The sequence below is a fragment of the Cocleimonas sp. KMM 6892 genome, assembly GCF_035798195.1.
Classification (GTDB): Bacteria; Pseudomonadota; Gammaproteobacteria; order Thiotrichales; family Thiotrichaceae; genus Cocleimonas; species Cocleimonas flava.
Genome location: NZ_JAPFBV010000001.1, coordinates 229,615 through 244,453, shown reverse-complemented (window position 1 = coordinate 244,453; position 14,839 = coordinate 229,615). Strand labels below are relative to the sequence as shown.

Sequence of the window (14,839 nt, the reverse complement as noted above, 5' to 3'; positions counted from 1 at the left end):
TTCTATGTTTAAAGCATTCTTTAGCATGTTCTCTAACGATATATCTATCGATTTAGGAACAGCGAATACACTGATTTATATGCGTGGTAAGGGTATCGTCCTTGATGAACCTTCGGTCGTAGCTATTCGACAAGAGCGTGGCCCAGGTGGCCCGAAAAAAATTGAAGCTGTCGGTGTTGAAGCAAAAAAGATGCTGGGTAGAACCCCAGAAAATATTCAGGCTATCCGTCCGATGAAGGATGGAGTGATTGCAGATTTCACTTATACCGAGAAAATGTTACAACATTTTATTGGGAAAGTAGCACCAAGAAGAATATTTGGCCCTCGTCCTCGTGTGGTTATCTGTGTGCCTTGTGGTGCAACTCAGGTTGAACGACGCGCAATCAAAGATTCTGCAATGGGCGCAGGTGCTCGTAAAGTCTATTTGGTTGAAGAGCCAATGGCTGCTGCAATTGGCGCAGGTATCCCAATCGATGAAGCTGTCGGTTCAATGGTTTTGGATATAGGTGGTGGTACTTCAGAAGTTGCGATCATGTCATTACGTGGCATTGTGTATTCAGCTTCTGTGCGTATTGGTGGTGACCGTCTTGATGATGCCATTATCAGTTATGTTCGTAGAAACTACGGCATGCTTATTGGTGAAGCAACCGCAGAAAATATCAAATGCAAAATTGGTTCTGCCTACCCGGGTAAAGAATTAATGGAGCTTGAAGTAAAAGGTCGTAACCTTTCTGAAGGTGTTCCACGAAGCTTTACATTAACCAGTAATGAAATTCTGGAAGCCTTGCAAGAGCCTTTATTCGGTATCGTGAGTGCGGTAAAGACTGCTTTGGAACAAACACCACCAGAATTAGGTGCTGATGTTGCTGATAGAGGTATCGTATTAACTGGTGGTGGGGCGTTATTACGTGATTTAGATCGTCTTCTTATGGAAGAAACCGGTATACCAGTCGTTGTTGCCGATGATCCATTAACGTGTGTAGCTAGAGGCGGTGGGCGCATTCTGGATATGCTTGATGATGATGGTTTTGATTTTTGGGCTTCTGAATAATAAATATCTATAAAAATCAGGGATTCCGAGGGAGTCTGTTATTTATAATCTAGACAGAGACGATAGTAAGCAGCAAGGCTACATGATTAAGTTCGTGATTTTGGCTTTGATCTCTATGGCCTTTATGACTTTGGATTACCGAAAAAATAGGCTTTTGCCTGTTCGTACCGGATTAACCAAGTTTCTTATCTATCCCGTTCAATATACGGTTGATTTGCCTTATCGTTTAGCAAGTTTTACTCGAGAGTTTTTCTCTGATCATGATGAACTGTCTAAAGCGAATCGTGAGTTGCGCGCTTTGGTGGGTGTTTATGCCGCTAGAGACCAAAAGTACCATTCAATCGCTCGAGAAAATCAGCGTTTAAGAAGTCAATTGAGTGCAACCCCTGCTGTTCGTGAAAAATTTACCTTAACCGAAATCCTCTCTGTATCTTCAAACCCATTTAGTAAAAATGTGGTGATCAATAAAGGTACGGATGATGGGATTTTCGTCGGACAAGTAGCCTTGGCAGGTAATAATATTTATGGTCAGACCGAGAGTGTTACGCCTAATTCGGCTGTCATTATGCAGCTTACTGATGCAAAACATGCGATTCATGTGCGCAATGTAAGAACGGGTCAAGGAGCGTTGGCTGTTGGTACGGGTAAGATAAATCGTTTAGAACTAAAGCATGTTGAAACGAGTATGGATATCCAGACAGGAGATAAATTTGTTAGCTCTGGTTTAGGTCAGTTGTTTCCACCAGACTTTCCTGTTGCTATAGTTGATAGTGTTGCTTATAACCCGGGTGATTCGTTCATGAAAGTACATGCCACACCATTCACTGATTTCAGTAAAACCCGCGAGATTTTAATGATCTGGCGTGCTGACTATTCTTCTGAATTGGAGTCTAGTAATAACATGCCAGAGCAAACAAACGGGGCAAGTAAGTAAATTAATGGAAGAGATAAGTCCAAGATTTACGGGTGCGATTTTATTGTCTGTCGTTGTTGCATTTGCTTTGACCATTCTGCCTGTTAATGACGAATGGATTTTGTTTAGACCAGAATGGTTGGCACTGACCTTTATTCATTGGGGCTTGGTTTCGCCAAATAAGTCTAGTCTGGTATTTGCCTGGTTTGTTGGTTTGCTGATTGATTCTCTGTACGGCACTATTATGGGGCAGCACGCTTTGGGCTTTACCATTGTCTTGTTTTTAACGTTGAGAATGCGTTCGCGTCTTTTGATGGATAGTTTTTTTCAGCAACTCTTCCTATTGTTTTTGGTGTTGGGTACTTATTTGCTGATCAATCTCTGGATTCTGGGGATTACAGGAAATACGCCAGAAGGTTGGGGTTATTGGTATACCGTATTTAGTAGTCTATTGGTCTGGCCTTTGTATCACTACTATATGCGTTTATATCATGCGCAAAAGAAGTCGTTTTAATTGAGAAAAAACGCCCCAAAGTAGGGGGGTGACTTTCATATTTATTCTGCTTCTGGATTCTTTAATCTCTTATGTAATATCTATGTATTGCCTTCTTGATTGCCATCTATAGTGTCATTATTTATTGAGTAAAAGAGTGATGTCGTCGGTTTCGATGTAGTCTATGCCATCTTTTTCTAGCCATATCTTCGCAGTTTCAATGTCATTGATGGAATACACCATCCATTCCCATGTTCCTTGCCAATATCCGGATTCAGGAAATGATTCATAAGGGCAAAGCATGTAATCGGGCTTTAGTTTATTTGCGATGTCTTTGTGTTTGGCAATGTAATTATTAAAAACGAGGCCAATTTTTATATCGCTAAATTGTCTGATGTATTCAAGCGCGGCTACGCTGTAACTAATCACCGTAATATTATGACTATAAGGTTTTAGTTGAGTTAAAAGTTTTTCCATAACGGTTTCTAAGCCCCAGTGTTTAAGGCTTTTGACTTTTACTTCGATTAAATAAGTCACGCTGGGGTAGCTTTTCAGCAAAGCTAAAATTTCATCCAGAGACGATGTGTAGGTCGGGTAGTGTTTATCTGAGAATTGATTGGGTTCGTGGATGCTCAGACTTTTCAATGTCTCGTTAGTAACATCAAAAACGGATATATCTTTGTCCGACATTCTTTTGAAGTCTTCATCATGAAAAACAATGATGGTCTTGTCAGCGTTCATTTGTATATCGAACTCTATGAATTGCGCGCCAGCTAATAACGCTGATTCTATTGCTGCGTAGCTGTTTTCTGGGTGGTTAGTATTATCGCCGCGATGCGCAATAAGCTTGTTTTTATCTAAAATGTGATTCATGGTTTTCTTCGAGACCTAAGGTTAATGCTCTAGTTATAGTCAATATTGATATTTTTTACGGTATTTTTTTAGGGTTTGTTCACACTCATAGTTATACGCGTTAGAATTCGCACCCACATGAATACTAAAAAGCCATATAGGGAAATCCCCTACAATTATACGTCTTTCTCAGATAAAGAGATTATTTTACGCTTACTCGGTAAGCGCGCCTGGGAAATTCTGGAAACACTTCGTGAAAGAAGAACGACAGGGCTTTCTGCGCACATGTTGCTGGAAGTGCTGGGGGATATGTGGATAGTAAAGCGTAATCCCTATATCCAGGATGATTTACTAGAGAATGAGAAGCGTCGTTTTTCTTTAATTGAGACCAAGCGTTCACGTTTAAAGCGAATTAGAGACAGAGCAGAAGGTAATGAACTGACTTTAGAGCTAATTGACATTGCTGATAAAGCAGTGGATGAATTTGCAATCTGGTTTGCTGATTATTTTGCGCTGCGTAAGCGAGCAAAACGTAAATTCCGTGCGATTACCCGCAAAGACAATATCCAGTTTGATGGGTTGGCGCGTGTCTCTCATGTAACTGATGCGACTGACTGGCGTGTTGAATACCCCTTTGTGGTTTTGACGCCAGATACTGAAGAAGAAATTGCTCAACTGGTTCAAACAAGCATCAAGCTTGGTCTCACCGTAATCCCAAGAGGTGGTGGAACAGGGTATACCGGCGGTGCAATTCCTCTGGATGCAATGAGTGCTGTGATCAACACGGAAAAGCTTGAAACCTTAAGTGAAGTGAGAAAACGCACGGATTTACCGGGTGTTGATCAGGAAGTAGCGGTTGTCAGAGCGGATGCGGGTGTTGTTACACGTCGTGTGTCCGACTTGGCGGCTAGTACTGGTTTAGTGTTTGCGGTAGATCCAACGTCGCAAGATGCATCTACGATTGGTGGCAATGTTTCCATGAATGCGGGCGGTAAAAAAGCTGTCATGTGGGGAACTGCGCTGGATAACTTATTATCCTGGAGAATGGTAACACCGGATGCGGAATGGCTTGAAGTCGTTCGACTTAATCATAATCTGGGTAAAATTCACGATCAGCAAGAAGTTAGTTTTCAAATTACTCGATTCGAACAAGATGCTAAAACGCAAAAAGGCGATGTTGAAATTCTTACCTTGCCTGGTCAGTTCTTCCGTAAAGTGGGTTTGGGTAAGGATGTTACCAATAAATTTCTGGGTGGATTACCAGGAATACAAAAAGAAGGCTGTGATGGTTTAATTACTTCCGCTGAATTTATCTTGCATCGTATGCCTGATCACACACGAACCGTGTGTATGGAATTTTATGGTACTGATTTACAAGAAGCCGTTCCCGCCATTGTAGAAGTAAAAGATTATCTGGATGGCAACGAGCACGTATTATTGGCTGGTTTGGAGCATCTTGATGAACGCTATGTAAAAGCCGTTAAATATACGCCAAAAGCAGCGCGTGGTTCATTTCCTAAAATGGTTTTGATTGCCGATATCGTTGGTGATGATGAACAGCAAGTGGCAAAAGCCGCTTCACGAGTTGTAGAACTAGCTAATGCGCGAAATGCTGAAGGTTTTGTTGCAATAAGTCCTGAAGCACGTAAAAAGTTCTGGGCAGATCGTTCTCGAACGGCAGCGATTGCTGCGCATACGAATGCCTTTAAGATCAACGAAGACGTGGTAATACCGCTCCATAATCTTGATAAATACAGCGAAGGTATCGAGCGCATCAATGTGCATCAATCAATTTCAAATAAGCTTGAGTTGATTGATACTGCATTAGATGTTTTTACTGGCGAAAATCCAGAGCTGGATAAAAAATTAAGCCAGGCGACCGATAGCGAAGATAATCTGGCTATCTTGCAGGCCAAGAAAGATCTGGCGATCAATCATTTGTCGAGTGTCCGCAAGCGCTGGCAGGCAATTTTAGATAAGTCGGAAGAAAGTGCTAAGGCGCACCCTGAGTTGCTCTCTGTTCAAGCGCAGGAGAAATGTAAGGACGATGATAAGATCATTAATCTGCTTTTAAGGCGTGATCTGCGCATTTCTTATAAGCGAGAAATCAAAAGACCACTAGAAGATATTTTCGTCGGTCAGGATTTAAAGCCATTGCGTGATGAGGTGCATAAAGTACACGAACAAGTGCTTTCCAAGCGATTATTCGTTGCGCTTCACATGCATGCGGGTGACGGTAATGTGCACAGTAACATTCCAGTAAACTCAAATGATTACGAAATGATGCAAGAAGCAGATCATATCGTTGATCAGGTAATGGAATTAGCGCTGTCTCTGGACGGTGTTATTTCTGGTGAGCACGGTATCGGTCTGACAAAAATGCATTATCTGCCAGATGCGGTCATCAATGAGTTTGCTACTTATAAAAATGAAGTAGATCCTAATGGTCACTTTAACCGTGGCAAATTAATGCCGGGTTCTGGTTTGCAGGATGCTTATACGCCTTCATTGCGTTTGGTAGAAAGAGAAGCGTTATTGCTTGAGCATAACGAACTTGGCGCGTTGAATGATGATATCAAGGATTGTTTGCGTTGCGGTAAGTGTAAGCCAGTGTGTACGACTCATGTGCCACGAGCGAATTTGCTTTATTCACCGCGAAATAAAATTCTGGCTACAGGTTTAATGCTCGAAGCGTTCTTGTATGAAGAGCAAACTCGCCGTGGTATTTCAATGCGCCACTTTGAGGAAATGAACGATGTGGCTGATCATTGTACGATTTGTCACAAATGTTTGAGTCCGTGCCCGGTTAATATCGATTTCGGTGATGTTACTGTTCGTATGCGCCATATCTTGCGCGAACGTAAGCAAAAGAAAACCAATATTGTGACTTGGGCGTCAATGGCTTTCCTTAACGTCAAAGATCCAACGACCATTAAGTTAATGCGTGCCGGTTTAGTTCAGCTTGGGTATAAATCTCAACGCTTCGGACATACGCTTTTCAAGCGTTTGGGTCTGTTAAAGTCTAATCAAAGACCTTCTGGGACAACCGGTAATGCAGGTTTAACAGAGCATGTTATTCAGTTCGTTAAAAAACCGATGCCAGCGCATGTGCCAATGCGAACCACTCGAGCAGTGTTGGGCTTAGAGGATGATAAAACGGTACCAATCATCCGTAACCCCGCTTTGAGTAAAGCCGAACGTGGGGATTCTGTGTTCTATTTCCCAGGTTGTGGGTCGGAGCGTCTATTCTCACAGATTGGTATGGCTACAATAGCGATGCTCTATGATACGGGTGCAACCACTGTGCTACCTCCAGGGTATTTGTGTTGTGGTTATCCGCAAACCTCAAGTGGCGATATCGATAAAGGTACGCAGATATCTACAGAGAATCGCGTGTTATTTCATCGTATTGCGCAGGCGCTAACTTATCTGGAAATCAATACAGTCATCGTTTCTTGTGGTACCTGCATGGATCAGTTGCTCAAATATGAATTTGAGCGAATTTTCCCAGGTTGCCGCTTGCTAGATATCCATGAGTATCTGCTGGAAAAAGACGTCAAGTTAGAAGCTGTCGATGGTATCAAGTATGTTTATCATGACCCATGTCATACGCCGATTAAGAATTACGATCCAACCAAGCTAACCTCTGAACTTATGGGGCAAGAAGTCGCATTGTCTGATCGTTGTTGTGGTGAAGCAGGAACCTTTGCGGTAAGTCGTCCTGATATCGCGAGTCAATTGCGCTTTAGAAAAGAAGAAAGTCTGCGTGAAGGTATCGTCAAACAAACGGGTGAAGATACGGCTAAAAACGGCAATGTGAAAATTCTTACCAACTGCCCAGCATGTCAACAAGGTTTATCACGCTATGCAGATGATACGGGAATGGATACGGACTATATTGTCGTTGAAATGATGAAGCATATGCACGGTGAAACGTGGCAGAACCAGTTTGTCGAGAGAGTAACTAAAGGCGGGATTGAAAAAGTTCTTCTTTAATGTCTAAAAAAATAGAAAAAAGGCCTAAAAGGTGGGGGGTGCCATTTAATATGACATCCACCACCTTTTAGACGTGTTTCTAGCCATTCATCTGTACTAACTCAGAAACCTCAAGTGTTCCGCCAATTTTCTGAAACGGGCAAGTCTGAGAAATTTTCACAGCTTCTTCGATTGATTCTGCCTCAATCACAGTGAAACCTGACATTGCTGTTGTGCTTCCAGCTTCAGTTTGTCCGTCAGGGTGAATCACGTGCGTGTCTTTTAAAGGGTTCGCAGCGCTAACGATCGCATCGCCTAAGCCAACTAACCAGTTGCGGTATTCCTCGAAATGTTTTTTTCCTTCTTCTGGATTAGAAGGTTGGTTGCCACCTAAATACACCAACATAAATTTAGCCATTTGAATTCCTGTAGTTTGTTATTGATATCGGTTAAAAATATTCTCAATATTGATTGCGCAGAAAGATTGATTTATTTACAACGCCTTCTTTGAGAATTTTTCCTTTTTGTTCGAGCCAGAACTTGGGGCGTTTTGCTAATTTTCTTGCTTCTTCGGCGCTCTCGGGTCTCTTATAATTAAGTATATAAGAGTGAGAGGAAATATAATTATAAGTTAGCACAACTGGAGGGGATCGCATGATGTTTGCCATATCTGTTTTTCTATTCCAGTTATCAATGTATTCAAAAACAATCGAATGTTGTCCTTTAGGGAGCCTGATCGTGTAAGTCCCGTCTCTGAAATCAGCCATTTTGATTTTTTTATTATCGATTATTCTTATCATTAACTCAGCAGGAGCTATAAGAGAGACTTCTCCTTCTCCGAAGTTTCTTTTTTCTTTCAATGGAGAAGAGCAACCTGATATGTTAGTCAGAAAGATAGTGATGATTGCTATTACACTCAATAGTTTTGTATATTTTCTTATCATGCTTCTTTGATCTTCAAACCTTAATAAATAGAAGCAAGGATTCTAAATTAATCAATAAGTCATATCTATTAAATTCAATAAATTACTATATATGATTAGTATGTATGAATACTTCAATCTGCGGAAGCTGATGCTTTTAAATTTAAATATGCTGGAAAAAGCTATAAAAGTAGGGGGGTGTCTTTTCTTATCTCGAATCTCGCCTATAATACGCACCTCGAGATATCAGACTAAAAATTAAGAATCTAATATGAAAAATTTTATTGAAGAATTACGCTGGCGCAACATGATTCATGATGTGATGCCTGGAGCTGAAGAACATTTGATGGAAGCGGTTCGCAGTGCCTACGTTGGCTTTGATCCTACAGCAGATTCTTTACATATAGGAAATTTGGTTCCGATCATGCTGCTTGCGCATTTCCAGCGTTGTGGGCACAAGCCTATAGCATTGGTGGGAGGCGCTACAGGTATGATAGGTGACCCTTCGGGAAAATCTGCAGAACGCAATTTGCTGGATGAAAAAACGCTGCGTCATAATCAAGAATCAATTAAAAAGCAACTTGCGCATTTCCTTGATTTTAATTCGGATACCGAAAATGGTGCAGAATTAGTCAATAACTACGACTGGATGAAAGAGTTTTCGTTTTTAGACTTCATTCGTGATGTGGGAAAACACATAACCGTCAATTATATGATGGCTAAGGATTCAGTAAAAAACCGTATCAAGCCAGAAACCGAAGATGCCGGTGGTACTGAAGGAATGAGTTTTACCGAATTCACTTACCAGCTTGTGCAAGGTTATGATTTCTTTCATCTATTTCAAGAAAAAAACTGTACCTTGCAAATGGGTGGCAGCGACCAGTGGGGTAATATCACTACGGGTACTGAGCTTGTTCGCAGAATGGGACGAGGCAAAGCATACGCTATTACTACGCCATTAATCACTAAGGCCGATGGCTCCAAATTTGGTAAGAGTGAAGGTGGTAATGTCTGGTTATCAGCTAAATACACATCTCCCTACAAGTTTTACCAGTACTGGTTGAATTCAACAGATGTCGATAGCGAAAACTTTATTCGTATTTTTACGTTCTTAGGTAAAGATGAGATTGAAGCCCTTATTGCAGAGCATAATGAAGCACCGCATTTACGTTTGCTGCAAAAGCGTCTGGCGAATGAAATAACAGCAATGGTGCATTCTGAAGAAGAGCTGGAAAAAGCAATTCAGGCGAGTGGTATCTTGTTTGGTAAGTCGACCAGTGAAGATTTGAAAAAGCTTGATGAGCAAACCTTCCTCGATGTGTTTGATGGTGTGCCTCAAGCCTCTGTGTCTGCTTCTGCGATCGCGGATGGTTTGGATATTGTCGCTGCATTAGCTACTGATACAGGATTTTTGAAATCTAATGGTGAAGCGCGTCGAGCACTTAAAGAAAATTCTATCTCTGTTAATAAAGAGAAGGTGGAAGATGGCTATCAAATCACCAATGCTGATCTGATTAATGACAAGTTCGTGTTATTGCAGCGTGGCAAAAAGAATTACTTTGTATTGTGTGCAGAGTAAGGCGGGTCTTTTTGAAAAGGGTATAGCGTAGTTTACTGGAATGAATCGGTACAAAAATCCTCTAAAACTGGGGATATTTTCATACAAAATGTAAGCCTTTTGATATTTCGCAATTAGATAATAATATAGGTATAAATAATTTCGATTGATCAAAACTATGCCCCATAAGGATATTTAAGCCTTTTTATGTAAAGTATAAAAATTTAAATAGTGTTTATACATTTAAGTACATGAATTTTAATGCTGATGATGTTAATTTGCACCGCTATATTATCTTAATTTTAACTATTGATAGGCTCTAGCTAATTAAGAGTCGGAACTGCAACCTAAATGAAAATTTTGAAAGGTCTGGACATCTCCATAACAGGTGAGCCAGTACAAGCTATTAGCGAAGATATTGAGACTAACTCCCCGACTATCACAACAGTCGCAGTTATCGGTACCGATTACCATTTACTAAGACCATCTATGTTGGTCGCAGTGGGTGATCACGTAAAGGGTGGTCAAGCACTCTTCACCGATAAGCGTAATCCAGGGTTTAATTATACATCGCCAGGTGCGGGTGTGATTACTGCGATTCCGCGTGGTGCGAAGCGTGCTTTACAATCGGTAATCATTAAACTCGATGAAGAAGAGGAATTCATTGAATTCCCTAAGTTTTCTTCTGAAGAGCTAGATACAGCCTCCGCTGAAGATATTCGCAAAATACTACAAGACAGTGGTTCCTGGACTGCGTTTCGAACCCGTCCTTACAGCAAAACACCTCAGGTAGATAGCGTACCTGCGGGGATTTTTGTGCGTTCAATAGATACTGATCCATTAAGCGCGAATCCTGAGCTCATCATTAATTATAAGTCGGAAGCCTATCTAGACGGTTTGAAAGCAATTTCAAAACTCACAAAAGGCGAGGTTTATGTCTGTCAGCATGAAAATGCAACGCTGCCTGAGTCTCCTGAAAGCAACGTAGTTACTAAAAAGTTCTCAGGTAAGCACCCAGCTGGTCTGGTAGGTACACACATACATAATATTTTACCGGCGAGCGATAAACGTACTGTCTGGCATTTACATTATCAGGATGTGATTGCGATTGGTAAATTGCTAACCACTGGTAAGCGCAATGTAGATCGTATCTTCTCTCTTGCTGGCCCAATGGTTAAAGAACCGCGTTTAATTTCTTCTCGCATGGGGGCATCAACTAATGAATTGGTTGCTGGTCAATTAAAAGAAGGCAATGCGCGTGTAATTTCTGGTTCTGTACTGAGTGGTTTACACGCAGTAGGCAATCGATCTTATGTGGGTCGCTTTAATCTTCAAGTAAGTGTTGTGCCTGAAGGGCAAAAACGACAATTCCTACACTGGGTGAATCCTTTCTTAAAACAATTCTCTGTGATGAATGTATTTACCAATGCATTGAACAAGGATAAACAGGAATTTTCATTTAGTAGTTCGCAAAATGGTAGTGCCAGAGCAATGGTGCCTCTCGGAAGTTATGAAAGAGTAATGCCGTTAGATATTTTGCCTACACAATTATTACGTGCGTTATTGGTACGCGATACTGAAACTGCACAAAAACTAGGTTGTCTTGAGCTAGATGAAGAAGATCTCGCCTTGTGTACGTTTGTTTGTCACAGCAAATACGAATACGGTCCTGCACTACGCGCTTGTCTTGAAATTATTGAAAGGGAGGGCTAGTCATGACTTCTGAAAAGAAAAAAACTGGTTTACTAAGAAAAGTACTAGATGATGCTGAACCGCATTTTACCCGTGGTGGCAAACTAGAACGACTTTATGTGCTTTATGAAATGGTGGATACGCTGTTTTATAGCCCACCAAACACAACGGTTGGTGCTCCTCATATCCGCGATGCGTTAGATTTAAAACGCGTAATGGGTTATGTGTGGATGGCTACTTTCCCTGTTATGTTTATGGCTTGTTTCAACACGGGTTATCAAGCCAATGTTGCTATGGCAAGCTTAGGTCTGGAAACTATCGATGGTCTTCGTGGCTGGTTCCTGAATCCTTTTGGGTATGATCCTGGTAGTTTCTTTGCCAATTTCTTACATGGACTGACATACTTCCTGCCTATCTATATGACCACGTTTATCGTGGGTGGTATTGCTGAGGCAGCGTTTGCACTCGTACGTGGGCATGAAATCAACGAAGGCTTCTTCGTTACTTCTATCCTTTACACACTAACACTACCGCCTGATACACCGTTGTGGATGGTTGGTTTAGGTATACTTTTCGGCATCATTGTCGGTAAGGAAGTATTTGGTGGTACGGGTAAAAACTTCTTGAATCCTGCTTTGGTAGGTCGTGCGTTCCTATACTTTGCTTATCCGGCAGCGATGTCAGGTAATGCAGTCTGGACAGCGGTTGATGGTTATACTGGTGCAACAGCACTTGGTATGGCAGCAGAAGGTGGTGTTGATCTGATCGTTAAAAGTCAGATTACCTGGTTCGACTCATTCCTCGGAATGGTTCCTGGGTCGCTGGGTGAAACCTCAACACTTGCAATCTTTATCGGTGGTGCAATTTTATTATTCACCAAGATCGCATCGTGGCGCATTGTTGCTGGTGTAATGATCGGCATGGTTGCTACAAGTATATTGTTCAACCTTATTGGTAGTGACAGCAATCCGATGTTCTCTATGCCTTGGTACTGGCACATGGTAACGGGTGGTTTTGCTTTCGGTATGATCTTCATGGCGACAGATCCAGTATCAGCATCGATGACTAATCTTGGTCGTTGGTATTACGGTGCGTTGATTGGTTTTATGACGGTCTTAATACGTGTTGTAAACCCGGCTTTCCCGGAAGGCATCATGTTAGCTATTCTGTTCTCTAATATCTTCGCTCCATTAATAGATCATTTCGTAGTTCAGGCAAACGTAAAGCGTCGTCTCAAGCGCGAAGCTGCTTTTTCTTCGTTTGATGAAAAAGGAGGAGAATAATCATGTTTGCTCCAATTCAAAAAATTCTAGATTTACCAAACGATAGCGTTAAAAAAACGCTCGCAGTTGCGGTAGCACTTTGTTTAGTGTGTTCGGTTTTGGTATCAGGTGCAGCGGTTGTATTAAAACCTATGCAAGATCAAAACAAAGCGCTAGATAAGAAGAAGAACATTCTTGAAATCGCTGGTTTGATGGAAGAAGGCAAGTCTATCGATGAGTTGTTCTCTCAAATCGAACCTCGCGTTATTGATATGACAACTGGTGAATATGTAACAGATGTTGATCCTGTAACTTACGATCAGCGTAAAGCTTCTAACGATCCCAAGCAGAATATCCAATTAAAGAAAGAAAACGATATTGCTGGAATCAAACGTCGCGCTAAATATACGTCTGTGTATCTGGTTAAAGATGGAGAGAACATAAAATCCATTATCTTACCCGTTCATGGTTACGGCTTGTGGTCTACCTTATATGGCTTTTTGGCTTTGAAAAATGATGCGAAAACCGTCGTTGGTTTAGGCTTTTACGAGCACGCTGAAACACCAGGTCTGGGTGGTGAAGTTGATAATCCGGAGTGGCGTAAAAAGTGGATTGGCAAACAGGTTTATAACGATTCTGGAGAAGTCATGATTCAGGTCATTAAAGGAAGCGTGAACAGCGGAACACCAGATGCGGAATATAAGGTTGATGGCTTATCGGGCGCAACCCTAACTTCTCGTGGTGTAGAAAACATGCTGCATTACTGGCTGGGCAAACAAGGCTATGACAAATACTTGGAAAACATTCGTAAAGAGGGAGCTAAATAATGAACCCTGAAACTAAAAAAACACTGGTCGAACCGTTAGTAGACCAAAACCCGATTACGTTACAGATATTAGGTATCTGTTCGGCACTTGCGGTAACAACTTCGGTTAAAACTGCATTATTGATGTCTGTGGCTTTAACGGTTGTAACCGCTTTTTCAAGTGCTTCAATCAGTTCGGTTCGTCATCATATTCCGGGCAGTATTCGTATCATCGTACAAATGACGATTATCGCTTCTTTGGTAATTGTGGTAGATCAGTTATTGAAAGCATTTGCTTATGATACGTCTAAGCAACTATCGGTATTTGTTGGATTGATTATCACCAACTGTATCGTTATGGGACGTGCAGAAGCATACGCCATGAAAAACGGCGTTAAAGACAGCTTTATTGATGGTTTAGGCAATGGTATGGGTTACAGCTTGATTCTTATCATCGTTGCAGTCTTCAGAGAGCTTCTTGGTGCTGGTTCATTGTTAGGTTACAAGCTTTTCCCATTAACTACTGATGGCGGCTGGTATCAATCTAATGGCATGATGCTTCTTCCCCCTAGTGCTTTCTTCATAATTGGCTTGCTAATCTGGGCAGTTAGAACATGGAAGCCGGAACAGAATGAAGAGCCTGATTTTAAAATACATGAGTCACATGTGCACGGCTCGGCGGAGGTTCACTAATGGAAGATCTACTAAGTCTTGCTATAAAGGCGATATTTGTTGAAAACTTGGCGCTCGCATTCTTCCTGGGAATGTGTACCTTCCTTGCTCTTTCGAAAAAAATTGAAACAGCCATAGGTCTTGGTATTGCAGTAGCAGTTGTACAGGCAATCACAGTTCCAGTTAATAACTTGATTCTTAACTATCTGCTTAAAGAAAACGCCTTACTACAAGGTGTTGATCTTACCTTTTTAGGCTTAATCAGTTATATCGGTGTTATCGCGGCGATGGTACAGATACTAGAAATGGTATTGGATAAGTATTTACCAAGCCTATACAACGCATTGGGTGTGTTCTTGCCATTGATTACGGTTAACTGCGCAATTCTGGGTGGTTCATTGTTCATGGTTGAGCGTGATTATTCATTTGCCGAAAGTGCGGTATACGGTATTTCTAGTGGACTAGGCTGGGCGCTTGCGATAGTTGCTTTGGCTGGAGTACGTGAGAAGTTGAAATATAGCGATGTTCCAAAAGGACTACAGGGTTTAGGTATTACCTTTATCACCGTAGGTTTAATGTCTATGGGCTTTATGGCCTTCTCTGGCATTCAACTTTAGAACTCTCAGTTTAAGTATTTAGGTGA

General features: G+C 41.5%; 13 protein-coding genes. 10 read left to right on the top strand and 3 right to left on the bottom strand.

Annotated elements, in window-relative coordinates:
- The first annotated feature begins 4 nt into the window (after positions 1-4).
- The 3 genes from OO007_RS01130 (at position 5) to mreD (ending at position 2,478) form a co-directional block, all read left to right on the top strand.
- Positions 5-1,051, top strand: a complete 1,047-nt coding sequence (locus OO007_RS01130; protein ID WP_131904201.1) for a rod shape-determining protein — start codon at positions 5-7, stop codon at positions 1,049-1,051.
- 82 nt (positions 1,052-1,133) lie between these two features.
- Positions 1,134-1,985 carry a rod shape-determining protein MreC gene (gene mreC / locus OO007_RS01125; protein WP_325807379.1) on the top strand — a complete coding sequence of 284 codons (852 nt, stop codon included), beginning with the start codon at positions 1,134-1,136 and terminating at the stop codon, positions 1,983-1,985.
- A gap of 4 nt (positions 1,986-1,989) precedes the next feature.
- The gene (gene mreD, locus OO007_RS01120) at positions 1,990-2,478 is read left to right on the top strand and encodes a rod shape-determining protein MreD (RefSeq protein ID WP_325807378.1); all 489 of its coding nucleotides are present in this window, start codon (positions 1,990-1,992) and stop codon (positions 2,476-2,478) included.
- 117 nt (positions 2,479-2,595) lie between these two features.
- On the opposite strand, the gene OO007_RS01115 is transcribed toward mreD, so the two are convergent.
- Positions 2,596-3,330, bottom strand: coding sequence for a glycerophosphodiester phosphodiesterase family protein (locus tag OO007_RS01115; protein WP_325807376.1), 735 nt, complete (start codon positions 3,328-3,330; stop codon positions 2,596-2,598).
- Between the two features lie 117 nt (positions 3,331-3,447).
- Here OO007_RS01115 and OO007_RS01110 point away from each other — a divergent pair, with 117 nt between their 5' ends.
- Positions 3,448-7,305: a DUF3683 domain-containing protein gene (locus OO007_RS01110; RefSeq protein ID WP_325807374.1), complete on the top strand. Its 3,858-nt coding sequence runs from the start codon at positions 3,448-3,450 to the stop codon at positions 7,303-7,305.
- Positions 7,306-7,384: 79 nt separating this feature from the next.
- Here the strand turns inward: OO007_RS01110 and OO007_RS01105 are convergent, their stop codons facing one another.
- Positions 7,385-7,702, bottom strand: coding sequence for a YciI family protein (locus tag OO007_RS01105; RefSeq protein WP_131904196.1), 318 nt, complete (start codon positions 7,700-7,702; stop codon positions 7,385-7,387).
- A 43-nt stretch (positions 7,703-7,745) separates the two neighbouring features.
- On the bottom strand, positions 7,746-8,144 hold the full coding sequence (locus OO007_RS01100; protein ID WP_325807372.1) for a DUF2057 family protein: 399 nt from the start codon (positions 8,142-8,144) through the stop codon (positions 7,746-7,748).
- A gap of 334 nt (positions 8,145-8,478) precedes the next feature.
- Here OO007_RS01100 and tyrS point away from each other — a divergent pair, with 334 nt between their 5' ends.
- The 6 genes from tyrS to nqrE all read left to right on the top strand — a co-directional run bounded on the left by tyrS (position 8,479) and on the right by nqrE (position 14,813).
- Entirely contained in the window at positions 8,479-9,786 is a 1,308-nt protein-coding gene (tyrS, locus tag OO007_RS01095; RefSeq protein ID WP_325807370.1) for a tyrosine--tRNA ligase, read from the top strand.
- A gap of 330 nt (positions 9,787-10,116) precedes the next feature.
- Entirely contained in the window at positions 10,117-11,478 is a 1,362-nt protein-coding gene (locus OO007_RS01090; protein WP_325807369.1) for a Na(+)-translocating NADH-quinone reductase subunit A, read from the top strand.
- 2 nt (positions 11,479-11,480) lie between these two features.
- Positions 11,481-12,740, top strand: coding sequence for an NADH:ubiquinone reductase (Na(+)-transporting) subunit B (locus OO007_RS01085; protein WP_131904192.1), 1,260 nt, complete (start codon positions 11,481-11,483; stop codon positions 12,738-12,740).
- 2 nt (positions 12,741-12,742) lie between these two features.
- Positions 12,743-13,546 carry a Na(+)-translocating NADH-quinone reductase subunit C gene (locus OO007_RS01080; RefSeq protein WP_325807368.1) on the top strand — a complete coding sequence of 268 codons (804 nt, stop codon included), beginning with the start codon at positions 12,743-12,745 and terminating at the stop codon, positions 13,544-13,546.
- Complete coding sequence (locus tag OO007_RS01075) at positions 13,546-14,217, top strand: NADH:ubiquinone reductase (Na(+)-transporting) subunit D (protein WP_325807366.1); 672 nt, start codon at positions 13,546-13,548, stop codon at positions 14,215-14,217. Before OO007_RS01080 ends, OO007_RS01075 begins: the two co-directional genes overlap by 1 nt.
- Entirely contained in the window at positions 14,217-14,813 is a 597-nt protein-coding gene (nqrE, locus tag OO007_RS01070) for an NADH:ubiquinone reductase (Na(+)-transporting) subunit E (RefSeq protein WP_131904189.1), read from the top strand. Before OO007_RS01075 ends, nqrE begins: the two co-directional genes overlap by 1 nt.
- Positions 14,814-14,839 lie beyond the last annotated feature (26 nt).